Genomic DNA, 24,505 nt, shown 5'->3' with positions numbered 1-24,505 from the left:
CGACGTCGGGCAGGCGGACCCGTCGGGTCAGCCCTGGGTGACCCAGGCGTCGTAGAAGTCGAGGCGCGACGACGCCTCGAACGTCAGGCCGTGGACCGTGTCGGCCGCCGCGATGGTCGTCGACAGCTCGTAGACCGGGATCGCGTGGCCCTTCTGGACCAGGAGGCGCGACGCCTCCGTGACGAGCTCCTGCCGCTCGGCCGGGTCGGTCGCCGCGGCCGACGCGTCGAGCAGGTCGTCGACCTCCTCCGCGTCGCGCTGGTTGATGTTGCGCGCGTTGGCCGAGAAGATCGTCCGCAGCACGTCCGGGTCGGAGCGCGTGAGGTTGTAGTAGTCGAAGTCGAAGTCGCCGCTCTCCTTGATCGCCTGCGACTCCGCGACGGTCACGTGCTGGAGCTGGAGGTCGACGCCGATCTGCGCGAGCTGCTGCTGGACCAGCTCGAGCGGCTCCGGCACCTGCCAGAACGTCACGGTCGTCGAGAGCTTCTGGCCGTCCTTCTCCCGGACGCCGTCGGCGCCCTCGACCCAGCCCGCGTCGTCGAGGATCTTCTTCGCGCCCTCCGGGTCGTAGGCGAGCTCGTCCGCGACGCTCTCGTAGAGCGGCGTCGAGTGGGACAGGACGCTCGTGGCCGGCTCGTCCTGCTCGCTCAGCACGGTGTCCGCGATCTGCTCGCGGTCGATGCCCTTGAGGATCGCGGTGCGCACGGCCTCGTCGCCCGCGAGCGGGCTCGACTCGTTGGGGAAGAGGTTGAACACGACGCCCGGGTTGGCGCGGTACTCGAGCCAGAACCCGTTCCCGTCGAACTGCGGGAGGTCGACCGTCGAGATCGCGGCCGTGGCGTCGATCTGACCGGAGACCAGGCTGCCGCTGCGCACGCTCGCCTCGGGGATGACCTTGAACGTCACCGTGTCGAGGTAGGCCTCGCCCTGGTGGTCGTTGGCCTCCGAGCCCCACGCGTAGCCCGCGACCTTCTCGAGCACGATCTCCTGGTCCTGCGTGTAGGACTTCACGGAGAACGGGCCGGAGCCGACGAACTTGCCGGCGCAGCGGTCCTCGACGCTCAGGTCGGCCGACGACGGCGCGAGGAGGCCGAGCGAGAAGGTCGAGGTGGCCTGGAGGAACTGGGCGCTCGGCGCTGCGAAGTCGACCGTGAGGGTCTGCGGGTCCGTGACCGTCGTGCCCTCGTAGCCGACGAGGTACTGCGACCCGAGCGACGCCGTCGCACCGAGGGCGACGATCGCGTCGAAGTTGGTCTTGACCGACTCGGCGTCGATCGGCGTGCCGTCGGCGTAGGTCGCGTCGTCGCGCAGGTGGAAGGTGTAGCTCGACGCGTCGTCGTTCACCTCCCAGCTCTCCGCGAGCCACGGCAGGATCTCGCCCGACTCCGGGTCCTGCGCCGTGAGCGACGCGACGGTCTGCCGGGCCGCGGCGATGGCGTCGTTGTTGCCGACCTGCTGCGGGTCGATGCAGTGCGAGTCGACCGTGATCGCGAAGGTCAGGTCGCCGCCCGCCACGGGCTCGCCGGACGGGCTCGGCGACCCGTCGCCGTCGGACGCGCCGGAGCCGCCGCCCGCGCACGCGCTGAGCAGGAGGCCCGTCGCGGCGGCCGCCGCGGCGACGGTCAGGGACCGGCGTCGGTGAGGTGTGGGGATCATGTCGTGCTGCTCTCCTCGTGTGCCGGCTGAGGACCGGCGATCGTCCGGCGCCGGTGGTCGTCCGCGCCGGGCCGAGGGCCGGTGCGGCGGGGGAACCCACCGGGGTGCCGTGCTTACCGCGCGGCGGGAGCCGCGCGGTCAGGTCGTTCCCGGAGCACCCCGTCACGTCGAAGGGTTGCTGGTCAGCGAGCCGGGCCTGCGTGCTGACGCTCGTCACCTGGGAGCAGGAAAGACAATCTCGACCGGTTGAGTCAAGTTTCGAGACGGGCGTCCCGCCTGCCGGACGGATGTTTCCCGCAACGGCGCCTCCCCACTCGCTGTGGGCATGAGATGGGCCCGGTCCCGCCGCGGGAACCGGGCCCATCTCCCGCCCACAACCCGTGGGCCCGCGTCAGGAAGCGGTGAAGCCCGCCGCACGGCGGGCGTCGGCCGGGCCCCACAGGTCGGTCTTCACCTCGGCCCTCACGACGGGGACCACCTCCTCCGCGAACCGGCGCAGGACGTCCTCCTGCTGCGTGGCGGGGATCAGGTGGTTCACCGAGACGGACTGGAGGTCGTGCCCGTAGGAGGCGTGGTAGTCGAGGATCTTCTCCGCCACGCGCTCCGGCGAGCCCACCAGCGCCGGGCCGCGCTCGACGGCGTCCTCGACCGTCCGGAAGCTCGGCGCCTTCCCGACGGCGTCGGGCCCGTAGCCGCGGCGTGCCGCGGCCGCGACCTGGCCCTCGTAGATCGGGCGGTACTGCTCGATCGCCTCCTCCGTCGTGTCGGCGAGGAACAGCCCGCCCGAGCCCGACCCGACGAACCCGTACGCCGGGTCGTGCCCGTGTTCCGCGTACTGCTCGCGGTAGCGGTCGATGAGCACCTGGTAGTTCTCGCGCGGCTGGAGCGCGTTGGCGCTCACGATCGGGTCCCCGTACCGCGCCGCGAGCTCCACCGCGAAGCGCGACGTCGCCGACCCGTGCCAGATGCGGAACGGCCCCGCGAACGGACGCGGCAGCGTCGTCGCGTGCTCCAGCGCGTGCCGGTGCCGCCCGGTCCAGCTCACGTCCTCCTCGGACAGCAGCAGCCGCAGGAGCTCGTAGTTCTCCTGGAGGTACTCGTACTGCTTGTCGATGTCCAGCCCCAGCAGCGGGTACTGGAGCACCTCGTTGCCCTTGCCGATGACGATCTCCAGCCGCCCGCGGCTGAGCTGGTCCACCGTCGCGAGGTCCTCGGCGACGCGGATCGGGTCGAGCAGCGACAGCACCGTCACGCCGGTGCTCAGGAGGATCCGCGACGTCCGCGCCGCGACCGCCCCGAGGATCACCGTCGGTGCCGACGACAGCACCTCCCCCGCGTGCCGCTCCCCCACCGCGAACGAGTCGAACCCGAGCTCCTCCGCCAGCACCGCCGTCTCCACGACCCGGTTCAACCGGTCGGACGGCGCGACCGCCTCCCCGGTCACCGGATGGGGCGGGTTGAACACGATGTCGAGTACCTGGAACCGCACGGTCCTGCTCCTTGCTGTCGTCGTTCGTGGTCGGGCCGGGCGGGCGCGCCACCGAGATCGGCAGCGCCGGTCGAGGTCGGCACGTGCACGTGCCGATCTCGGCCGGGGCTGCCGACCTCGTCCTTCTCTGCCGATCTCGGTCGCGGACCGTCAGGCCGCTGCGGCCTCCGCGGTCGCGGCGTCGCGCTTCGCGACCTCCTCGCGGACGATCGGGATGACGTAGCGGCCGAAGTCGATCGCGTCGTCGAGCAGGTCGTAGCCGCGGGCGGAGATGACGCGGACGCCGAGGTCGTAGTACGCGAGGAGGGCCTCGGCGACCTGCTCGGGCGTGCCGACGAGCGCGTTGGAGTTGCCGGCGCCGCCGGTGGCCTTGGCCGTCGCGGTCCACAGGGCGGTGTCGAAGCGCTCGCCCTGGGCGGCGATCTCGAGGAGTCGCTGCGACCCGGCGTTCTCGGGCTTGTCGATCGGGTGCCGACGGCTGAGCTGCCCGCCCGCGGCGGCCTTGCGCGCCTCGATCCGGTCGAGGACGCGGTGCGCCTTCTCCCAGGCGAGCTCCTCGGTCGGCGCGACGATCGGCCGGAACGCGGCGTGGATGCGGGGCGGCGTCGCGCGGCCCGCGGCGGCGGCCTCGGCGTGCACGCGCGCGATCTGCTCGGCGGTGCGGTCGAGGGGCTCGCCCCAGACGGCGTAGATGTCGGCCTCGGCCGCGCCGACGCGGAACGCGGCGTCGGACGACCCGCCGAACGAGATGGTCGGGGTGCGTCCCTCGAACGGCTTGGCGTCGAGGACGAAGTCGTCGAAGTCGTAGAACGGGCCGTGGTGGTCGAACGGCTCGGCGCTCGCCCAGGCCTGCTTGACGATCTGGATGTACTCGTGGGTGCGCGCGTACCGCTCGTCCTTGGTGAGCGTGTCACCCTCACGGCCCTGCTCGTGGTCGTTGCCGCCCGTGATGAAGTGGACGGACAGGCGCCCGCCGGAGAGCTGGTCGAGCGTGGCGAACGTCTTGGCGGCGTAGGTCGGGTAGGACACGTTGGGGCGGTGCGCGAGCAGCAGCTCGATCGACTGCAGGCGTGCCGCGGTGTACGCGGCGAGGGCGGCCGGCTCGGGACCGGAGGAGCCGTAGGCGAAGAGGACGCGCGTCCAGCCGTTGTCCTCGTGCGCGCGGACGATGCGTTCGAGGTAGGCGGGGTCGAACGCGGCGGTCGTGCGCTCGGTGGTCTCCGAGGCGTCGTTGGTCGTGGCGATGCCGAGGAACTCGACGGGCATGAGGGTTCTCCGTGGGGTGTGGTGGTGCGGGTGGGGTCGGTGGGCTCAGGACCGGGCGGGTGTCGTCGGCTCCGCGGGGGCCTCGACCGGGTCGGACGCCGGGAGGCCGGCGTCCTTCCAGGCCGGGAACCCGCCGTCGACGTGCGAGACGTTCGTGTACCCGCGCTCGGCGAGCGCCGCGGCGACGGGTCCGGAGCCGTTCGGCGAGCCGCACACGACGACGACGGGCGTGTCGAGCGAGATCGCCGGGTTGTCGGCGGGGCCGAACAGCGCGTCGAGGTCGTGGCGGTCGGCGAGCGTCGCGCCGGGGATCTCGCCGTGCGCGGCGCGGCCGCCCGCCGAGCGCACGTCGATCAGCAGGGCGCCGTCGGCGACCTTGGTGGCGGCGTCGGCCGCGGTCTGGAGGGGCGGGGTGGTCATGGTGTCTCCTTCGAGGTGGGTCGTCAGCGGGTGGTGGCGAGCGCAGGGACGACGTCGGTGGTGGCGGTGGAGCCGGCGGCGAACCAGTGCTCGGCGAGCAGCTCGAACGAGCGGCGTGCGTCGTCGGCGTCGTGGGTCGCGGTGGTGACGAGCAGCTCGTCGGCGCCGGTCGCGCGGCGCAGGGTCTCGAGCCGCTGGACGACCGTCTCCGGGTCGCCGACGATGCGCGTGTCGACGCGGTCGGCGACGAGCGCTCGCTCGGCCTCCGGGCGCTCCTCCCACGCGGGCGAGGTGCCCGGCTCGGGGTAGGCGATCGCGCCGTCGGCGCCGCTGCGGATGGAGAGCACCCAGTCGGCGAACGGCGTCGCGAGCTCGCGCGCCCGCTCGATCGTGTCGGCGACGAGCACGTCGGCGGACACGACGACGTACGGCTCGTCGAGCACGCCCGGACGGAACGCCTCGCGGTAGGCGGCGACCGTGTCGATCGTCGCCGACGGCGCCACGTGGTAGTTCGCGGCGATCGGCAGGCCGAGCTCGCCCGCGACGCGCGCGCTCTCGCCGGGGCTCGACGCGAGGACCCACAGGTCCCAGTCGGCGCCCTCGACGGGCGGGCTCACGTACGGCGTCCCGTGCTCGTCGCGGTACGTCCCGGCACGCAGGCCGAGCACGAGGTCGAGCTCGTCGCGGAAGCTGACCGGCGTGCGCGACGCCCCGACGATGCGCTTCTGCGCGAGGATCCGCTCACGCAGCACGGAGTCGTTGAGGTTCGACGGCGGCGCACCGGGGACGTAGAGCCCCTCGACGACGCGCGGCCCGGTCGGGACGGACCGCGCGGCCCGCAGCGGACCGTCGGAGCCGCCGGTCCCCTTCGGCGGCGTGAAGGCCCGCCCGAGCCCGAGGTCGACCCGGCCCGGGTGCAGCGCGGCGATCGTCCCGAACTGCTCGGCGGCGACGAGCGGGCTCGTCGTACTGAGCAGCACCGCGCCGCTGCCGACGCGGATGCGCTCGGTCCGGGCCGCGACGGCCGCGGCGAGCACGGCGGGCGACGCGGAGCCGACGCCGGGCGACAGGTGGTGCTCGGCGTACCAGACCCGGTGGTAGCCGAGCCGGTCGAGGTCGCGCGCGAGCCCGACGGCGCGGCGCACCGCGTCCTGGCCCGTCGCCCCCTCGGGCACGATCGCGAGGTCGAGGACGGACAGCGGGACGCGGCCGGACGCCGGTCGCGGCCCGCCGGGAGCGGCGGTCGGGTGCGGGTGCTGGTGGGACGACATGGCTTCCTTCAGTGGTCGTGCGGCGGCCGGTGGTGGTGCGGCGACCGGTGGCGGTGCGGCGGCTCCCGACGACGCGGTCGCGCGGGATGCCGGGTTACTTGGACGGGAACCCGAGCGCGGCGAGCGTGGGTCGCAGGTGGGCGCGCCCGCGGAGGGCGCCGGGGACGCGCAGGCGGTCGACGACGCGGTCGTGCCAGCCGCCGTCGAGCCCCTCGTCGCGGTAGAAGGGCGCGATGCGCTCCTCGTACGCCGCGACGTGCTCCGCCTGGTCGCCGTGGTAGCGCTCGGCGTGCAGCACCGCCGCCTGCGGCAGCCGCGGCTTGACGCGCTCGCCGCCCGCGGGGTCGGGGTGGCCGACCACGAGCCCGACGACCGCCACGACGCCCTCGGGCAGGCCGAGCTCCGCCGCGACCTGCGCGGGGTGGTTGCGCAGCGCGCCGATGTACACGGTGCCGAGGCCGAGGGACTCGGCCGCGACGACGGCGTTCTGCGCGGCGAGCGCGGCGTCGAGGAACGCCACGACGGTCGTCTCGAGGTAGTCGGTGGCCTCGAGCCGGACGCCCTGGCGCTCGCCGAGGGCGCGCGCCCGCGCGACGTCCGCGAGCCACACGAGCAGCAGCGGCGCGGTGCGTACGTGGTCCTGGTCGCCCGCGAGCGCCGCGAGCCGGTCCTTGCGCGCGGGGTCGGTGACGGCGACGACGCTCCAGAGCTGGAGGTTCGACGACGTCGGCGCGGACTGCGCGGCGGCGACGAGCGTCGGGACGACGTGGTCGGCCAGCGGGTCGGTGCGGTAGCGGCGCACCGTCCGGTGACCGAGCTGCGTCGCGAGGACGGTGCCGGGACGGACCACGGCGGGTGCCAGTCCCTCGGTCGCGCCCGGCGCGACGTCCTCGACGGAGCCGGGGTCCACGCCGTACCGCGCCGCGACCGCAGCGCGGGAGCCGTGGGTGTCGTGGGGCGGCGTGGCGAGCGTCGCGGGGTCTGCGGGCGGAGCCGGGGCGTCCGCGGCGGCAGGTGCGGGAGCGATCGTCACGAGGCGGTCCTCTCGGGAAGTGCGGCGAGGCGGGCGAGCGCGAACCGGTCGGCCGCGGGGAGGTCGTCGGGGGTGGTCGCGAGGTCGGCGAGCACGCGGCCGACCGCCGGCGCGAACTTGAAGCCGTGGCCGGAGAACCCGGCCCCCACGACGACGGGGCCGCGGCGGTCGAGCACGAAGTCGTGGTCCGGTGTCGTGGTGTAGGTGCAGCTCACGGGGACGTAGGCGTCGGGGTCGAGCCCGGGCAGCCACGTGCGCACGTAGTCGCGCAGCGCGGCGAGCTGGCCCGGCTCGGGCCGGTAGGAGCGCCGGTCGGGGTCGACGACGGGGCCGACCCCGTGGAAGCCGACCTTGACGCCCTCGCCCGGGGTCGCGAGGCCGTAGACGCCGCTCGGCCAGGCCGTTCCCGGGCCGACGTCGTGCGTGAACGCCGGCCACCCCGCGGGCGACGCGCCCGCGGCGAGCGCGAAGTGCGCGGGCTGCTCCTGCGTGACGACGAGCGGGAGCTCCTGGCCCAGCAGCCCGCCCCTCGGACCGCCGAGGAGCCCGGCGCTCCACGCGCCGACGGTCACGACGACGACCCGCGCGACGACGTCGCCGCCGTCGGTCACGACGCGCACGCCCTCGGGGACGCGCTCGACGTGCCGGACGGCGACCTCGTGGCGGACGTCGGCCCCGCTCGCGGCGGCCGCGCCCTGGAGGGCCGCGACGGCGCGGTCGGCGTGCAGCCGTCCGGCCGTCGCGACCTCGTGCAGCACCCGGCCCTCGAACCGCAGCCCCGGCCACCGCTCGGCCGCGGCCGCGGGGTCGAGCCACTCGTGCTCGATCCCGCGGGCCGCGAACGCGGCGCCGATCGCGTCGGCGCGGCGCTCGGCGGCGCTGTCGCGCCGCCCGTGGCTCACGCCGCCGGTGACGGCGAGCAGCTCGGTCCCGGTCTCCGCCTCGACCTCGCGCCACAGGCCGAGCGCCTCCTGCGCGAGGTCGAGGTACTCGGGCTCGGCGTACGTGGTGCGGTAGATGCGCGACGTGCCGTGCGAGGCGCCGTGCGCGTGCCCGGGCGCGAAGCGCTCGAGCAGCACGACGTCGCGCCCGCGCCGGGCGAGCTGCCACGCGGCGGCCGAGCCCATCACGCCACCCCCGACCACGAGGTGGTCGACGTGCTGGGTGCTGGTGGTCATGCGCGAGTCACTCCGTCTTCGGGAGGCCGGGCGGGTTGGTCTGCGACTCCTCGACGGCCTCGGACTCCAGGCCCCACCGCTGGAGCACCTCGAGGTACGTGCCGTCCTCGACGGCGTGGTTGATCGCGGCGGTGATGGCCGGGGCCACCTCGTTGCCCTTCTTCGTCGCGACGGCGATCTGCGCGGTGTCCGGCCAGCCGCCGTTGAGCGTGCCGACGACCGAGAAGTCCTGCGGGGAGATCGCAGCCTGGTACGCGAGCGACGCGTTGGGGCCGACGTACGTCTCGATGCGCCCGGACTGGAGCGCGAGCAGGACGTCGGAGAACTGCTCGTAGTACTCGGGGCCCTGGATGGGGTCGAGGCCGTCCTCCTGGTTGAGGCGGTCCCACTCGAGCACGATCTTCTCCTGGTTGGTCCCGGAGCCGACGGCGACGACCTTGCCCGCGATGTCCTCGCGCTTCGTGATCGACGTGATGTCGGAGTCGGCGCCCACGAGCCAGCCGAGCTCGTCGTTGCGGTACGTGGAGAAGTCGATGGTCTCCTTGCGCTCCTCCGTCACGGTGACGTTGGAGATCACGGCGTCGACGTCGCCCGAGCCGAGCGCCAGCGGCCAGTCGGCCCACGCCTTGACCTCGAGGCGCAGGTCCTTGCCGAGCGCGTCGGCCACGAGCTGCGCGATGTCGGTCTCGTTGCCGATCGGCGTCTCGTCGTCGTCGGCGAGGAAGCCGAGCGGCGGCGCGGAGCCGGCGGAGATCGCGACGACGAGCTCGTCCTTGTCCTTCCAGGCGTCCGGCAGGAGCGCGATCGCCTCGGCCGACTCGGTGGTGCGGATGCGGTCCTGGTCCGGGCTCGTGCTCACGTCGAGGGCGTCCGAGACGGACGTCGTGCTCTCCTCGGTCGCCGCGCCCTCGTCCGCGGCGGCCGGGGCCTCGGTGCTCACCCCGGAGCAGGCCGCGAGCGCCAGCAGGGGCACGACGGCGAGGGCGGCGAGCGCGCGGGGGGCGCGGGCGCGGGTGGTCGTTGCGGTCACGGGTGTCCTACCTCTCGGGTGGTGCGTCGGGCGACGCAGGGAGTGCGGGTGTGCGGGACGGCCGGGCGGCCGGTCGCGGGTGACGACGTCGGGAAGCGGTGGCGGGGGCGGTGCGCGAGGTCGTGGACCCCGGTCCGCCCCGGGTCAGAGGACCTTCTGGAGGAAGGCCCGGGTGCGGTCGTGACGCGGGCGGTCGAGCACCTCGGCGGGCGTGCCCTGCTCCACGACGACCCCGTCGTCCATGAAGACGACGGTGTCGGCGACCTCGCGGGCGAAGCCGATCTCGTGCGTGACGACGACGAGCGTCGTGCCCGTGCTCGCGACGTCCTTGATCACCTCGAGCACCTCCCCGACCAGCTCGGGGTCGAGCGCCGAGGTGGGCTCGTCGAACAGCAGCACCTTGGGCCGCAAGGCGAGCGCGCGGGCGATGGCGACGCGCTGCTGCTGGCCGCCGGAGAGCTGGCGCGGCCGCGCGTCGGCCTTGTCCGCGAGCCCGACGCGCTCGAGCAGCGCCCGGGCCTCGGGCTCGACGTCCTCGCGGCGGCGGCGCTGCGCCGAGACCGGGGCCTCGACGACGTTCTCCAGCGCGGTGAGGTGCGGGAACAGGTTGAAGCTCTGGAACACGAACCCGATCTGCGTGCGCTGGCCGAGGATCTCGCGCTCCTTGAGCTCGCGCAGGGTGTTCCCCTTGCGGCGGTACCCGATGAGCTCTCCGTCGAGCGAGATGAACCCCTTGTCGACCTTCTCCAGATGGTTGATCGCGCGCAGCAGCGTCGACTTGCCCGAACCGGACGGGCCGAGCACGACCGTCACCGACCCGGGCGGCACGGTGAGCGACACGTCGCGCAGCACCTCGAGCGTGCCGAAGCTCTTGTGGACGCCGTGGATCTCGACGAGCCCGGCGGTCGCCACGTCGGTGGGCGCGACGGCGGTGGTCGCGCCGACGGCGCTCATGCCGCACCTCCCGACGTGCGCGCGGTGCGCGTCAGCACGCCCACGCGGGCGCGGGCCGCGTACGCGGGCGGGACGGAGTCGGGCACCGGCCGGCCGGAGAGCCGCGACGCCCAGACCAGGACCGTCCAGCGCGCCTTCTGCACCGGCGTCGGTGGCAGCGTGCGCACCGCGCCCTTCGCGTAGTGCCGCTCGACGTAGTACTGGACGACCGTGATGAGCGTCGTCAGCACGAGGTACCAGATCGACGCGACGATGAGCAGCGGCACGACGCGGCCGTTGCGGCCGTAGATGACGCTCACGATGTAGAACAGCTCGCCGTACGCGAGGACGTAGACGATCGACGTGCCCTTGAGGAGCCCGATCACCTCGTTGACGGCGGTGGGGATGATGGAGCGCATCGCCTGCGGCAGGATGATGCGGCTCACCTGGCGCCGCTTGGGGATGCCGAGCGAGGCCGCCGCCTCCTGCTGCCCCTGGTCGACCGAGAGGATCCCGGCGCGCACGATCTCCGCCGAGTACGCGGCCTGCGAGAGTCCGAGGCCGAGGATCGCGGCCCAGAACTTGTCGATCACGGACAGCGTGTCGAAGTACAGGAACTCGGGCCCGAAGGGGATGCCGACGCTCAGGTACGGGTACAGGTAGGCGAGGTTGTACCAGAGCAGGAGCTGCAGCAGCAGCGGCACGGACCGGAACACCCACGTGTACGTCCACGACACCGACTGCAGGAGCGGTGAGCGCGACAGACGCATGAGCGCGAGGACGGTGCCGAGCGCGAACCCGACGACCGACGCGACGAGCGTGAGCCGGATCGTGGCCCACGCGCCCTCGAGGATCGAGGGCCAGGTGAGGTACGTCGCGACGACGTCCCACTCCCAGCGGTCGTTCGTCACGAGCGAGCTGACGACCATCGCGAGCAGCACCGCGACGCCGGCCGTGGCGACCCAGCGGCCCGGGTGCCGGGCGGGGACGATGCGCAGGCTCTCGAGCGGGAGCGCGTCGTGGACCCCGTGCGAGCCGGCGCGCGGGTCGGCGGGGTGCCGGCCCGACGGCGGCGCGAGCTGGCGGGACTCGTCCTGCGGGAGCGACACGGTGCTCATGGCGCGACCTCCAACCACTTCTCGAAGGCGAGCGGGCCGATCTCCTCGGGATCGGTCCCGGTGTCGAACAGGGGCGTGTAGCCCGTCGCGAGGTAGAGGCCTGCCGCCTCGGGCTGCCGCGGACCGGTCGTCAGGTAGAGACGCCGGTACCCGCGCTCGACCGCGCGGCGCTCCAGCTCCACCAGCACGACGCGCGCCAGGCCCTGGCGCCGGTGCGCCGAGTGCGTCCAGATCCGCTTGAGCTCGGCGGTCCGCACGGCGGGCGACCCGTCGCCGCGCCGTGCGGACTGCCGGGCGAGGCGTGCGGGGTCGCCGAGCTCCGGCTCGGTCCGACGGCGGAACGCGCCGCCCGCGACCGGCTCGCCGTCCTCCAGCACCAGCACGAGCTCGCCGTGCGGCGCCGCGAAGTCCTGCGCGGGGTAGTGCTCCATCTCGGCGCGGAGCTCGTCCGCGGTGAGCACGCGCTGGTACCGCGTCCAGTACTCGTGGGACAGCTCGTCGAGGAGGGGGCGGACGAGCGGGTCGTGCATGGCGACGGACCGGACCTCGCGCACCACCGCGCCCGACCCCGTCGCTCCCGGCGCCGCCGGGCGCGCCGCGACCGCGGTCACCGGGGTGCCCTCTCGCCTGCGGTGACGGCGAACGGCACGTGGTTGCCCTCGACCGGCGCCGGGCACGTCCCGAAGTCGCTGAACGCGTACGGGAGGTTGATCGTGCGGTTGAGGTCGAGCCGCACGCGCCCCTCGGTGCCGGGCGCCACGTCGGCGTCCACCCACAGGACGCGCCAGGGCGCGACGTCGTCCGCCTCGTCGCTGAAGAGCAGCGTCACCGCGCCGCCGGCCTTGCCCGTGAGGACGAGCGTCGCGCGATGGGCGACCCCGTCGCGCTCGACCACGAGGTCGACCTCGCCGACCGTGCTCACGTGGTGCACCAGCCCGGGGCGCGCGGCGCCGACGACGACGGGCCGCGGCGCGTCGTACCACCGCACCGCCGCGTCCACGACCCAGGCGGGGTCGTCGGCGAACGTCGGGACGCCGTCGAACGCGAGCCGCGCGGGCGCGAGCGGGTCGCGCACGCGGACCGCGTACCGGCCCGTGCGGCGCACGACCTCGATCGCGACCTCCCGTGTCTCGCCGGGACGACGACCGTCGTGGCGTCCGCACCCGCCGCCGTGCGCACGGCGCCGTCCGTGCCCGCGCGGTGGTGCGCGCCGTCGGCGTCGGCCCACCAGAGCCCGGGCACCCCGGGCAGCGCGGCGGGCTCGGAGGGCAGCCAGTGGTACGCGACGAGGCTCAGCCAGCCGTGCGGCGGGCGCAGCCCCTCCTCACGCTCGGCGTGCCAGTCGGCCCACGCGGAGGCGTCGGGCGACGGGGGCGACGCGGGCGACACGGCGGCGTCGGGCGTGCCGGTGGTGGTGGGCGCGGTGGCCACGGCGCCCGTGGCGGTCGGCGTGCTCGTGCTCATGGGTCCTCCGAGGTCGGTGCGGTGCAGATCTGCGGGACGGTTGCGGGCGGGCTGCGGTCAGCCCACGAGCTCGGCGGACGCCGGCTCGGGGTCGGCGGTGCGCTGCGCGGCGTCGGGCCGGACGAGACCGAGGTGCTCGCGCAGGGTCGTGCCCTCGTACTCGGTGCGGAACGACCCGCGCTCCTGGAGCAGCGGGACGACGCGGTCGAAGACGTCGTCGAGCCCGCCCGGCGTGAGGTGCGGCACGAGGATGAAGCCGTCGGACGCGTCCTCCTGGACGTGCCGGTCGATGTCGTCCGCGACCTGCTGGGGCGTGCCGACGAACCCGCCGCGCGACGTCACCTGGAGGACGAGCTCGCGGATCGACCACCCGTTCGCCTCGGCCTGCTCGCGCCACGCCGCGGCGACCGCCGCCGGGTCCTTCGCGTGCCGCACGCGGCCCCGCGTGATCGACAGGTTCTCCGTGTCGGGGTCCACGTCGGGCAGCGGCCCCTCGGGGTCGTACGCCTCGAGGTCGCGGCCCCAGACCTGCTCGAGGAACGCGATCGCCGTCGGACCCGAGACCTGCTGGAGCCGGATCTCCCGCGCGCGCTCCTCCGCCTCGGCGGGCGTGTCGCCCAGCACGACGACGGTCGCGGGCAGGATCTTCAGGGAGTCGCGGTCGCGCCCGTGGGCGGCGAGGCGCCCCTTGACGTCCTCGTAGAACGCGCGCCCGGCGTCGAACGTCGAGTGGGCGGAGAACACGACGTCGGCGGTCCGGGCGGCGAAGTCGCGGCCGTCGGCGGAGTCGCCCGCCTGGAACAGGACCGGGTGACCCTGCGGTCCGCGCGGCGTCTCGAACAGCCCGACGACGTCCGCGTACGTCCCGTGGTGCGCGACCGGCCGCACCGACCCGGGGCGCAGGAACTCGCCCGCGATCCGGTCGGCCAGCACCGCGTCGTCGTCCCACGAGTCCCACAGGGCGCGTGCGACCTCGACGACCTCCGCCGCACGCGCGTACCGCTCGGGGTAGGGCAGGTACCCGCCGCGGCGGAAGTTGGCGCCCGTGAAGGCGTCGGGGCTCGTCACGAGGTTCCACGCCGCGCGACCCTCGGAGAGCAGGTCGAGCGTCGCGAACTGCTTCGCGAGCTCCCACGGCTCGTTGAACGTCGTGTTGATCGTGCCCGCGAGGCCGAGGCGGTCCGTGACGGCCGCGAGCGCGCCGAGGACGGGCAGCGTGTCGGGGCGGCCCACGACGTCGAGGTCGTGGATGCGGCCCTTGTGCTCGCGCAGGCGCAGGCCCTCGGCGAGGAAGAAGAAGTCGAGCTTCGCGTCCTCGGCGCGGCGGGCGAGGTGCTCGAACGAAGCGAAGTCGATCTGGCTGCGCGAGCGGGGGTCGCTCCAGACGGTGGTGTTGTTGACGCCCGGGAAGTGGGCGCCGAGGTGGATCTGCTTGCGGGGGCGCGTGCTCATGTTCGTCGGTCCGTCCGGGTTCAGGCGATCGCCGCGTAGCGGTTGGCGGGGAGCGGGAGGCCGAGCGTGTCGCGCAGCGTCGTCCCGGGGTAGGCCGTGCGGAACAGGCCGGCCCCCTGGAGGAGCGGCACCACGCCGTCGACGATCGCGTCGAGGTCGGTGCTCAGGGACGACGGGCGCAGGAGGAACCCGTCGGCCGCGCCGGCGTGCGTCCACTCCTCGACCGTGACGGCGAGGTCGCGCGCCGTGCCGACGTGCGTGAGCGAGTCGGTGTCCCACGAGACGCCCTCGAGGTCCTCGAGCAGGTCGAGGCGCGCCTGGGCGCTCGCACGGGTGTCGCCGATGACGACGTAGGCGTCGACGAGGACCCGGAGGGTGTCGGGGTCGCGCCCGGCGTCCGCGGCCGCGTCGCGCACCTGCGACCGGAGCGCGACGGCCTCGTCGCGGGTCGCGGCGCGGACCCGGACGACGTCGGCCCGGCGGGCCGCGAGGTCGAGCGACGCGGGCGTGTCCGCCCGGACGACGACGGGCGGCTGGCCCTGCGGCGGGCGCGGCGTGATCGACGGCCCCTTGACGGCGAAGCGGATGCCCTCGTGGTCGACGTAGTGCAGCTTCTCGCGGTCCACGAACCGGCCCGTCGCGACGTCGCGGATCTCGGCGTCGTCCTCCCACGAGTCCCAGAGGCGCGTGACGACCTCGACGGCCTCGTCCGCCTCGGCGACGGCGTCGGGCTCGTCCTGCGCGCCCTTGCGCCCGAACGCGGCGGCCTCGGCCGGCGTCGTCGACCACCCGACCTGCCACCCGGCGCGGCCCGCGCTCACGTGGTCGATCGTCGCGATCGCCTTGGACACGTGGAACGGCTCGGTGTGGGTCGTGGTGACCGTCGGGACGAGGCCGATGCCCGCGCTGCGCGGCGCGAGGCGGGACGCGACGAGCGCGGCGTCGAGCCGGCCGCGCACGGACCCGTTGCGGCCCGGCTGGAGCGTGAAGGCGTCGTCGAGGGTGACCAGGTCGAGCAGGCCGCGCTGGGCGGTGGCCACGAGCTCGACGAGGCGCTTGGCGTCGAAGAGGCGCTGGGCCTGGGAGCCCACGGTCCGCCAGGCGGCGGGGTGCGCGCCGGCGTCGGTGAGGTCGACGCCGAGGTGGAGGGTGCGGGCGGGGCGGGGGTCGGACATCGCGAGGATCCGTTCTCAGTTGAGCCGACGGCGCGCTCAGGGCGCGGCGGGGTGCCGGAAGGTGGGCAGGGCGGTCCGGCCGCGCGCGGGCGGCAGGACGGGGCTGGGGAAGCCGGGAGGGACCCGGACCGCGCGCGGGTGGCGCGGGGTGTCAGAGGCGGGTCGTCGTCAGCGACAACAGGCGACGCGCGCGGGACCCGTGGCCCCGAGGGCGGGGGCGCCAGGGCCGCCCGCGAACGGACAGGGGTACGTCGACGCGTGCGCGGTGCTCACCGCGGTGCTCGACTCTCGCCGGTCCATCGTCCGTCTCCTTCGTGCCCGTCGCCGGGCTCCGCGTCGTTGCCCCGCACCGCGCGTGTCTGCGCGACGCGGGACCTGGTCCTCACCCGGGGCACCCCACCGCGCGGGAGGGTTGCCGTCCGACGAGCCGGGGCTTGGCGTCGGAACTCATGACCATGTCCTGTGACCGGGGTACGTCGACCTCGGTTGCGCGGGAACTTACGAGCGGCCACCGCGGGGTGTCAACGCGCCGAGGAGACCTTCCCACATACTGGACTGGATCGGTCGACTTTGAGCTGGTTCGGAGCGCTATTTGCACTGAGTGCATCGATGCACTTAGTGTCAAGAGGTGCCCCTCCCCTCCGCGACCGAGCCGCCGGGTGTGCCCGCGCCCGACCCCGCGACCGACTCCGGGAGCGACCCCGCGACCGGCCCCGCGACCGATCGCCGCGCCGCGCTGCGTGCGCGGCACCGCCGCGCGATCGTCGACGCCGCCGCGTCGCTCATGGAGGAGAACGGGGGCGCCCGGTTCACGGTCGACGAGCTGGCCGCACGCGCCGACGTCGCGCGGCGCACGATCTTCAACCACTTCGCGTCGCTCGACGACGTGGTGGTCGAGGTGTGCGAGGACGTGCTGGGCACCGTGGTCGACGCGCTCGGGGCGAGCGCCGCGGACCCCGGCACCGACCGCACGACCCCGCTCGACGACCTCACCGCCGCGCTCCGCGGCACCGACCTCGTCGGCCCGATGGCCTACCTCACGCGCGCCCTCGGCGGCACCGCGACCGAGCCCACCCCGCGCGTCACGACGATGGTCGTGCGCACGTTCACCCACCTCGCCGAGCGTCTGGTCGCCGAGACCACGCGGCGGCACCCCGACGTCGACCCGCTCGAGATCGAGATGCTCGTCGGCGCGCTCATGGCCGGGGTCCTGGTGATCCAGCGCCGCTGGTGGGCCGCGACCGGCGCCGCCGACGACGACGCCTCGCGCCGCGTGTGGGCGGACCTCCTCGACCGTCTCGTCGCGCGCATGCGCTCAGGCTGGGAGCTCCCCGCCTGACGCCTCCCGCCCTCACCTCCCCGACCGCCACCGGACCGCACGCCGCACCGCCCACCGGACCACCCCGGACTCCCCACCGAAGGACCCTCATGGCTGAACTCCTCTACCGCCTCGGGCGTGCCAGCGCGCGCCGCGCGCGGACCGTCCTCGCCGCGTGGCTCGCGGTGCTCGTGCTCGCCGGGGCGGCGTTCGTCGCGTTCGGCGGCTCGCTCGCGAGCAGCTTCTCCATCCCCGGCACACCGACCGCCGAGGTCACCGAGCGCCTGCAGACGGCGCTCCCGGAGGCGTCGGGCGGGAGCGGCACCGTCGTCTTCGTCACGGAGGACGGCTCCGCGTTCACGCCCGAGCAGGAGGCGGAGATCTCCGACCGCCTCGCCGCGGCCGAGGACGTCGACGGCGTCGAGACGGCCGTCGACCCGTTCGCCACGCAGGCCGAGCTCGCGGACCAGCGTCAGCAGGTCGAGGACGGCCGCACCCAGATCGAGGCCGGGCGCACGCAGATCGAGGACGGTCGCACGCAGCTCGCCGCGGGCCAGGAGCAGATCGACGCCGCGCTGACCCAGCTCGACCAGGGCCAGACCCAGCTCGACGCGGCGCGCGCGCAGGCAGAGGCCGCGGGCGCGCTCGACCAGGCGGCGCCCCAGCTCGACGCGCAGCAGGCCGAGCTCGACGCCGGGCGCGCCGAGCTCGACGCCCAGGCCGCGGCGCTCGACAAGCAGGTGACCGCGCTGGAGGACCAGAGCACGACGCTCGAGGAGCAGTCCGCGCAGCTCGAGGCCTCGGCGCCGCTGCTCGAGATGGCGTCGGAGATCCGCATGGTGTCCGAGGACGGGAGCGCCGCCGTCGCGAGCGTCGCGTTCACCGAGCCGAACATGAGCATCGAGCAGCAGACCAAGGACGACCTCGTCGCGGCCTTCACCGACGACCCGGTCGAGGGTGTCCAGACGGACTTCTCGTCCGACATCACGCAGGGCGTCCCCCAGGTCTTCGGCGTGGGCGAGGCGATCGGCCTCGTCGTCGCGGCGGTCGTGCTGGTCGTCATGCTCGGCACGCTCGTCGGCGCGGGGCTGCCGATCCTCACGGCCCTCATCGGGGTCGGGATCGGCGCGCTCGCCGCGATGTCGCTCTCCGGCGTCGTCGAGATGTCGTCGGTGACCCCCGTGCTCGGCCTCATGCTCGGGCTCGCGGTCGGGATCGACTACTCGCTGTTCATCGTCAACCGGCACCGACGCCAGCTCAAGCAGGGCGACGAGGTGCTGGAGTCGATCGCGCTCGCGAACGGCACGTCGGGCAACGCGGTCGTGTTCGCCGGCGCCACGGTGCTCATCGCGCTCCTCGCGCTCAACGTCACCGGCATCCCCTTCCTCGGCCTCATGGGGACCGTCGGCGCGCTGTGCGTCGCGATCGCCGTGCTCATCGCCGTCACGCTGACGCCCGCCCTGCTGAGCATGATCGGGACGCGCATCCTCAGCCGCCGGGAGCGCGCCGCGCTCGCCGGTGCCGCGGGTGCAGCCCCGGGCGAGACGGACACGGCGGCCGACACCGCGTCGTCGGGCACGACCGCCCCGGACGGGACCAAGCCCGTCCGCCCGATGTCGACGCTGCGCGCGGTGGGCACGGCGCTGCTCGCCGTCGTGGCGCTCGGGGTGATCGCCCTCCCCGCGCTCGACCTGCGCACCAACCTGCCCGACGGGTCGTCGGAGGCGCACGACTCCACGCAGTACCGCGCCTACTCGACGATCGCGGAGCAGTTCGGCGAGGGAACCAACGGGCCGCTGCTCGTCGTCGCCGACCTCCCGGGCGAGCCCACGGAGGCGGAGGCGCTGGAGTACCAGGTGCAGGTCGCCCGGTCGCTCTTCGCGCTCGACGACGTCGTCGCGGTCGCCCCGATCGGGACCTCCGCGGACCGCACGGTCGCCGCGTTCCAGGTGATCCCCGCCGAAGGGCCCACGAGCGAGTCGACCGAGGCCCTCGTCCACGCGCTGCGCGACGTCGAGGCGCCCGACGGCAAGGCGTCCCTGGGAGTCGCGGGCTCGGCGAGCGGCAACATCGACATCTCCGACAAGCTCGCGCAGGCGCTGCCGATCTACCTCGCGGTCGTGGTGGGGCTGTCGCTCGTCATCCTCGTGCTGGTGTTCCGGTCGGTCTTCGTGCCGGTCGTCGCGACGCTCGGGTTCATCCTGTCCTACTTCGCCGCGCTCGGCGGGGTCGTCGCGATCTACCAGTGGGGCTGGCTGTCGGGGGTGTTCGGCGTCGAGACGCCGGGACCGATCCTCAACTTCCTGCCCACGATCCTCGTCGGCATCCTGTTCGGCCTCGCGATGGACTACCAGCTCTTCCTCGGTTCGGGGATGCGCGAGGCGTACGCGCACGGCGCCCCGGCGCGCGTCGCGATCACGCAGGGCCTGCGCGCGGGCCGGTCCGTCGTGACCGCGGCGGCGATCATCATGATCTCCGTCTTCGGCGGGTTCGTCTTCTCGCACAGCGCGATGATCCGGCCCATCGGGTTCGCGCTCGCGTTCGGCGTGCTGGTCGACGCGTTCGTCGTGCGGATGCTGCTCGTCCCGGCGCTCATGCACCTCGTGGGCGACAAGGCCTGGTGGCTCCCCCGCTGGCTCGACCGCATCCTCCCCGACGTCGACGTCGAGGGCGCCGCCCTGGAGCGCCGCCACCCGCACCACCCCGACGGGGATGCCGGCGCGGACGACGCGGGCAGTGCCACGACCGACCCTGGAGCGACCGAGCCGGAGCCCGCGCGCGGCTGAACGCTCCACGTCACCCCCCGGCGCCGAACCCGGGGTTCCGCGTCACCGAGTCTGCTCGGTGGCGCGGAACCCCGGGTTCGGCGTCAGGGGCGGGGCACGTGGACCGTCGCGACGATCGCGCGGTGGTCGCTGCCGGGCACGCGCAGGGAGCCGACGTCGGTCACGACGTTCTCGCGGTCCGTCACCACGTGGTCGAGGTTCAGGACCGGCGGGACGGTGCCCGGCCGCGGCGACCACGACAGGTCGAGCCCGCTCCCCGACGCGCGCGACGCGTCGTGGAAACGGTCGCCCAGCAGGCGGCGGAACGTCGCGTGGTCGTGGGTCGCGTTGAAGTCGCCGACGAGCACCTGCGGGAGCGGGTCCGCGGTCGCCCGCTCGGCCAGCGCGGCGGTCTCCTCGCCCCAGACGCGCACGTACTCCGGGATCGGCGGGATCGGGTGCACGGCGGTGACCCGCACCGGCACGCCGTCGACCTCGACGGTCGCGGAGGGCATCGCGTCGTTGGAGAACGGCTCGACGTCGACGTCGTCGAGCGGCAGCGCGCTCCACAGCCCGCTGCCGAGCGCCCCGGACCCGACCTTCGCGTCGGCGCTGTACGGGAGCACGTCCTCGATGCCCGCCGCGACGAGGCGCTCGCGCAGGTCTGTCGTCAGCTCCAGCACGGCGAGCACCTGGACGTCCTGCTCGCGGACGAGGTCGACCAGCGCGTCCGCGTCCGCCGACCCGAGCCACGCGTTGGCGCCCATCACACGCACGGAGGCCGCGTCGTCGGGCGGCGCCGGACCGGGCACGAACGCCGGCACGAGCCACACCGCCTGCGCGGCGACGCACACCGCGAGCAGCGCCGCGAGGACCCACCGGCGCGCGACGAGCGTGACCACGAGACCGACGACGGCAGCCGCCGCGACGAACGGCGTGAACCCGACGACCTGCGCGAACGGTGTCACCGCGTCGTACGGCACCGCGCGCACGACCGTGAGCAGGACGCCCACCACGGTCCCGACGGAGAGCAGCACCGTGAGCACCGGACCGCCGGGCCGCCGTCGGGCGGTGACGCGCGCGGGCGGGAGGCTCGTGGTCGCCGAGGTCATCCCCGGACTCTCGCAGCGTCGCCGCGCACGCGACGACCCGCCGCACCACCTCGCCCATCGATCTCCACCGAACCCACCCGTCGCCCGAGACCCGCCGAACACGACGTTGCTGTCGTTCTCGGGCTCTTTCCGACGGCAACCCCGTGATCGACCGCGCGCAGGGTCGTGCTCGGCGGCCCGGCGCGAGCGGCGGCAGGTCAGGAGACGACGACGCCCCGGTCACCTGTGCGGTGACCGGGGCGTCGGTGGAGCGGGTGTCAGACGAAGATGGCCGGCAGCGTGCCGCGGAAGGCCGCGTCCGCCTCGCTGAGCGCGACGGTGAACAGGCCCGCGACCTCGAGCGCCTCGCCCGACTCGGCGGCCGCACCGGGCTCGGTGCCCGTCTCGCCGATCTTCAGGACGGGGACGCCGCGCGCGACGCACGCGTCGACGAGCTTGGACTCCTCGCCGCGGGGGACGGCGACGAGCGCGCGCGCCGTCGACTCGGAGAACAGCGCCTCGAACGGGGTGACGCCGTCGCGCTCGGTCAGCGCGTCGAGCGACACCGTGGCGCCGACGCCGAAGCGCAGCGACGCCTCGAGGAGCGCCTGCGCGAGCCCGCCCTCGGAGAGGTCGTGCGCGGCCGACACGAGGTCGTCGCGGCTCGCGTTGACGAGCACGCCGGCGAGCGCCTTCTCGGCCGCGAGGTCGACCTGCGGCGGGAGGCCGCCGAGGTGCCCGTGCTCGACCTCGGCCCACGCCGACCCGTCGAGCTCGGGGCGCGTCGTGCCGAGCAGGTAGATGCTCTCGCCCGTCTCGCGCCAGCCCGACGGCGTCGCGTGCGCGACGTCGTCGAGCACGCCGAGCACGCCCACGACCGGGGTCGGGTGGATGGAGGAGTCGATCTGCCCCGGCTCGCCGGTCCCGTTGTAGAGCGAGACGTTGCCGCCCGTGACGGGGACGCCGAGCTCGCGGCACGCGTCCGCGAGGCCCTCGATCGCCTCGACGAGCTGCCACATCGAGTCCGGGTCCTCGGGCGAGCCGAAGTTGAGGCAGTCGGTCACGGCGAGCGGGCGAGCGCCCGTCGTCGCGACGTTGCGGTACGCCTCGGCGAGCGCGAGGCGCGCGCCCGTGCGCGGGTCGAGCTTGCCGTAGCGGCCGTTGGCGTCGGTCGCGAGCGCGACGCCGAGGCCCGTGCTCTCGTCGACGCGGATCACACCGGAGTCGTCGGGCTGCGCGAGCGCGGTGTTGCCCTGGACGAACCGGTCGTACTGGTTGGTCACCCACTCCTTCGACGCGAGGTTCGGCGACGCGAGGAGGCGCAGGGCCGTCGCGCGGAGCTCGTCGCCGGTCTCGGGACGGGCGAGCGCGTCGGCGTCCACGGTGCGGGCGTTGAGCCCGTCCTGCCACGACGGGCGCGCGTACGGGCGGTGGTACACCGGGCCCTCGTGCGCGACCGTCCGGGGGTCGACGTCGACGATGCGCTCGCCGTGGTGGTCGATCGTCAGGCGGCCCGAGTCGTTGACCTCGCCGATCACGGCGGTCTCGACGTCCCACTTGCTCGTGATCGCGAGGAACTCGTCGAGCTTGTCCGGCGCGACGACCGCCATCATGCGCTCCTGCGACTCGGACATGAGGATCTCGCCCGCGTTGAGCGTGGGGTCGCGCAGCAGGACGTCGTCGAGCCACACGTGCATGCCGCCGTCGCCGTTGGAGGCGAGCTCCGACGTCGCGCAGGAGATGCCGGCCGCGCCGAGGTCCTGGATGCCCTCGACGACCTTCGCCGCGTAGAGCTCGAGGCAGCACTCGATGAGGACCTTCTCCATGAAGGGGTCGCCCACCTGGACGCTCGGGCGCTTGGCGGGGACGCCGTCCTCGAACGTCTCCGAGGCGAGGATCGAGGCGCCGCCGATGCCGTCGCCGCCCGTGCGGGCGCCGAACAGCACGACCTTGTTGCCCACGCCCGACGCGTTGGCGAGGTGGATGTCCTCGTGGCGCAGCACGCCGAGGCACAGCGCGTTGACGAGCGGGTTGCCCTGGTACGAGGCGTCGAACACGAGCTCGCCGCCGATGTTCGGCAGGCCCAGGCTGTTGCCGTAGCCGCCGACGCCGCTCACGACGCCGTGCACGACGCGCGCCGTGTCCGGGTGGTCGACCGCGCCGAAGCGGAGCTGGTCCATGACGGCGACGGGGCGCGCGCCCATCGAGATGATGTCGCGCACGATGCCGCCGACGCCCGTCGCGGCGCCCTGGTAGGGCTCGACGAACGACGGGTGGTTGTGCGACTCGACCTTGAACGTCACGGCCCAGCCGTCACCGATGTCGACGACGCCCGCGTTCTCGCCGATGCCGACGAGCAGGTGCTTCTTCATCTCGTCCGTCGTGGCCGTGCCGAACTTCGACAGGTGCACCTTGGACGACTTGTACGAGCAGTGCTCGGACCACATGACCGAGTACATCGCGAGCTCCGCGGCCGTGGGGCGGCGCCCCAGGATGTCGCGGATGCGCTGGTACTCGTCGGGCTTGAGGCCGAGCTCGGCGTACGGCTGGTCCTCGTCGGGGGTGGCGGCGGCGTGCTCGACGGTGTCCAGCGTCGGTCGAGCGTCAGAGCGTGCGGAAGCCTGGGGTGCGGGGGCGGTCATCGTTTCCCTCGGGTGGGCGCTGATGCGGGGAGCGCACGACGGCGCGGGGCCCAGTCTACCGGCGGGTCGCCGGACGTCGTGGCCCCGTCCGCCCTCCGGTCGGGTGCCGTCAGGCGACGAGGCCGACGACGACCCCGACGACCCCGAGCAGCGGCGGGACGAGCTGCACCAGCGCGGCGCGCGCCTTCGACGGCGACGAGAGGATCAGGACGAGCCCGGCGGCGACCATCGACCCGGCGCCCGCGACGACGAGCGTGAGGCCCACGTCCTGCCGGTCCGTCGCGTACAGGACGATCCCGAGCACGACGAGCACCGCGAGGAACAGGTTGTAGAAGCCCTGGTTGAACGCGAGCTCCCGGGTCGCCTCCGCCTCCTCGCGCGACGTGCCGAACGTCGCGCGAGTGCGCGCGCTCGTCCACGTGAGCGACTCCATGACGAAGATGTACACGTGGATCGCCGCGGCGACCCCTGCGAGCGCCAGCCCGAACCCGATCACGGTCGGCCCCTCCCGGTCCGCGAGGCCGCACGGTGCACGACCTCACGCCGGTGGGCCGGCCCGGGTCGCTGCCTCAGCGGTCCTCAGCGTTCCACAGGTAGGGCTCCGCCGCCGCGAGCGCCACGGCGAGCGCGCTGAGCGCGAGCCCGACGCGTGCGTGCGGCAGGCGCACGCCCCGGGCGCGCAACCGCTCGCCCCGGCGGTAGGCCCACTTCTCCCCCGCGACGGCGAGCGCCGTCGCGAGCACGACTCCCCCGACCGCGGCGGCTCCGACGACCCCGGGCGGGACCTGCGTCGGCTCGACGCGGTCCGGCGCGTACGTGTTGTCCTCGCGCACGGCGTCGTCCGCCGGCTCGGCCTCGGGCAGGGTGCTCGTCCTGCTGCTCGGCACCACGTCGAGGCCGTCGGCGTCGGTGCCCGCCGCGCGGGCGGCGTCGCGCAGCGACCGGACGCCCTCGCGCGCCTCGCGCCCCTCCGCGGTCGAGGTCACCGTGAGCACGGCTCCCGTCGTCGCGACAACCGTCTTGGCGAGCGCGCGGGCCCAGCGCGGCCGCACGACGTCGGGCACGGCGTACCAGGCGACGGTCGTCAGGCCCGCGATCGCCACGGTGCGCGGGTCGGCGGACCGGCGGGTCGGCTCGTGCTCGGTCATCGTGTCCCTTCGTCGGACGGGTGCGGTCGGCCCGGCGGGCTCGCGGGGTCCAACGG

20 protein-coding genes and 2 riboswitches are annotated in these 24,505 nt (G+C 74.4%); of the genes, 2 read left to right on the top strand and 18 right to left on the bottom strand.

What is annotated here, in order from left to right; genetic code table 11:
• Nucleotides 1–27 precede the first annotated feature (27 nt).
• The 14 genes from JOE63_RS04880 to JOE63_RS04815 form a co-directional block, all read right to left on the bottom strand.
• Complete coding sequence (locus tag JOE63_RS04880; protein ID WP_087470977.1) at nt 28–1,656, bottom strand: ABC transporter substrate-binding protein; 1,629 nt, start codon at nt 1,654–1,656, stop codon at nt 28–30.
• Between the two features lie 104 nt (nt 1,657–1,760).
• Nucleotides 1,761–1,874, bottom strand: a riboswitch (SAM riboswitch).
• Nucleotides 1,875–2,047: 173 nt separating this feature from the next.
• Nucleotides 2,048–3,145 carry an LLM class flavin-dependent oxidoreductase gene (locus JOE63_RS04875; RefSeq protein ID WP_087470976.1) on the bottom strand — a complete coding sequence of 366 codons (1,098 nt, stop codon included), beginning with the start codon at nt 3,143–3,145 and terminating at the stop codon, nt 2,048–2,050.
• A gap of 150 nt (nt 3,146–3,295) precedes the next feature.
• Nucleotides 3,296–4,411, bottom strand: coding sequence for an LLM class flavin-dependent oxidoreductase (locus JOE63_RS04870; RefSeq protein WP_087470975.1), 1,116 nt, complete (start codon nt 4,409–4,411; stop codon nt 3,296–3,298).
• A gap of 45 nt (nt 4,412–4,456) precedes the next feature.
• Entirely contained in the window at nt 4,457–4,831 is a 375-nt protein-coding gene (locus JOE63_RS04865; RefSeq protein ID WP_204539591.1) for a rhodanese-like domain-containing protein, read from the bottom strand.
• Nucleotides 4,832–4,854: 23 nt separating this feature from the next.
• Nucleotides 4,855–6,102, bottom strand: a complete 1,248-nt coding sequence (locus tag JOE63_RS04860; RefSeq protein WP_087470973.1) for an LLM class flavin-dependent oxidoreductase — start codon at nt 6,100–6,102, stop codon at nt 4,855–4,857.
• Nucleotides 6,103–6,196: 94 nt separating this feature from the next.
• Nucleotides 6,197–7,135, bottom strand: coding sequence for an NADPH-dependent oxidoreductase (locus tag JOE63_RS04855; RefSeq protein ID WP_307839935.1), 939 nt, complete (start codon nt 7,133–7,135; stop codon nt 6,197–6,199).
• On the bottom strand, nt 7,132–8,313 hold the full coding sequence (locus JOE63_RS04850) for an FAD-dependent oxidoreductase (protein WP_204539588.1): 1,182 nt from the start codon (nt 8,311–8,313) through the stop codon (nt 7,132–7,134). Before JOE63_RS04850 ends, JOE63_RS04855 begins: the two co-directional genes overlap by 4 nt.
• 7 nt (nt 8,314–8,320) lie before the next feature.
• Entirely contained in the window at nt 8,321–9,343 is a 1,023-nt protein-coding gene (locus JOE63_RS04845; protein ID WP_204539585.1) for an ABC transporter substrate-binding protein, read from the bottom strand.
• A gap of 144 nt (nt 9,344–9,487) precedes the next feature.
• Complete coding sequence (locus tag JOE63_RS04840) at nt 9,488–10,297, bottom strand: amino acid ABC transporter ATP-binding protein (RefSeq protein WP_087470970.1); 810 nt, start codon at nt 10,295–10,297, stop codon at nt 9,488–9,490.
• Nucleotides 10,294–11,394 carry an amino acid ABC transporter permease gene (locus tag JOE63_RS04835; RefSeq protein WP_087470969.1) on the bottom strand — a complete coding sequence of 367 codons (1,101 nt, stop codon included), beginning with the start codon at nt 11,392–11,394 and terminating at the stop codon, nt 10,294–10,296. Before JOE63_RS04835 ends, JOE63_RS04840 begins: the two co-directional genes overlap by 4 nt.
• Nucleotides 11,391–12,005 (bottom strand): GNAT family N-acetyltransferase, encoded by a 615-nt coding sequence (locus JOE63_RS04830; protein ID WP_244286025.1) that lies wholly within the window; start codon nt 12,003–12,005, stop codon nt 11,391–11,393. The genes JOE63_RS04835 and JOE63_RS04830 overlap by 4 nt, the downstream gene beginning before the upstream one ends.
• Entirely contained in the window at nt 12,002–12,499 is a 498-nt protein-coding gene (locus JOE63_RS04825) for a DUF1684 domain-containing protein (RefSeq protein ID WP_204539582.1), read from the bottom strand. The genes JOE63_RS04830 and JOE63_RS04825 overlap by 4 nt, the downstream gene beginning before the upstream one ends.
• A 416-nt stretch (nt 12,500–12,915) precedes the next feature.
• On the bottom strand, nt 12,916–14,310 hold the full coding sequence (locus tag JOE63_RS04820) for an NtaA/DmoA family FMN-dependent monooxygenase (RefSeq protein WP_204539579.1): 1,395 nt from the start codon (nt 14,308–14,310) through the stop codon (nt 12,916–12,918).
• 20 nt (nt 14,311–14,330) lie between these two features.
• Nucleotides 14,331–15,485: an LLM class flavin-dependent oxidoreductase gene (locus JOE63_RS04815; RefSeq protein WP_087470966.1), complete on the bottom strand. Its 1,155-nt coding sequence runs from the start codon at nt 15,483–15,485 to the stop codon at nt 14,331–14,333.
• Between the two features lie 346 nt (nt 15,486–15,831).
• Nucleotides 15,832–15,940, bottom strand: a riboswitch (SAM riboswitch).
• Between the two features lie 173 nt (nt 15,941–16,113).
• Between JOE63_RS04815 and JOE63_RS04810 the strand changes: the two genes are divergently transcribed.
• Entirely contained in the window at nt 16,114–16,824 is a 711-nt protein-coding gene (locus JOE63_RS04810) for a TetR/AcrR family transcriptional regulator (protein WP_307839934.1), read from the top strand.
• 89 nt (nt 16,825–16,913) lie between these two features.
• Nucleotides 16,914–19,589 (top strand): MMPL family transporter, encoded by a 2,676-nt coding sequence (locus tag JOE63_RS04805; protein ID WP_204539576.1) that lies wholly within the window; start codon nt 16,914–16,916, stop codon nt 19,587–19,589.
• Nucleotides 19,590–19,672: 83 nt separating this feature from the next.
• On the opposite strand, the gene JOE63_RS04800 is transcribed toward JOE63_RS04805, so the two are convergent.
• The 4 genes from JOE63_RS04800 to JOE63_RS04785 all read right to left on the bottom strand — a co-directional run bounded on the left by JOE63_RS04800 (nt 19,673) and on the right by JOE63_RS04785 (nt 24,449).
• A complete protein-coding gene (locus JOE63_RS04800; protein ID WP_204539573.1) occupies nt 19,673–20,680 on the bottom strand; it encodes an endonuclease/exonuclease/phosphatase family protein in 1,008 nt (335 codons plus the stop codon).
• 257 nt (nt 20,681–20,937) lie between these two features.
• On the bottom strand, nt 20,938–23,301 hold the full coding sequence (gene purL, locus JOE63_RS04795; RefSeq protein ID WP_204539571.1) for a phosphoribosylformylglycinamidine synthase subunit PurL: 2,364 nt from the start codon (nt 23,299–23,301) through the stop codon (nt 20,938–20,940).
• A gap of 109 nt (nt 23,302–23,410) precedes the next feature.
• Entirely contained in the window at nt 23,411–23,797 is a 387-nt protein-coding gene (locus JOE63_RS04790) for a DUF1304 domain-containing protein (protein ID WP_087470962.1), read from the bottom strand.
• Nucleotides 23,798–23,870: 73 nt separating this feature from the next.
• Nucleotides 23,871–24,449, bottom strand: coding sequence for a hypothetical protein (locus JOE63_RS04785; RefSeq protein WP_204539568.1), 579 nt, complete (start codon nt 24,447–24,449; stop codon nt 23,871–23,873).
• Nucleotides 24,450–24,505 lie beyond the last annotated feature (56 nt).

Origin of the sequence: Cellulosimicrobium cellulans (assembly GCF_016907755.1) — a bacterium.
GTDB classification, from domain to species: Bacteria; Actinomycetota; Actinomycetes; order Actinomycetales; family Cellulomonadaceae; genus Cellulosimicrobium; species Cellulosimicrobium cellulans_D.
This window is presented reverse-complemented; position numbering and strand designations above follow the sequence as displayed.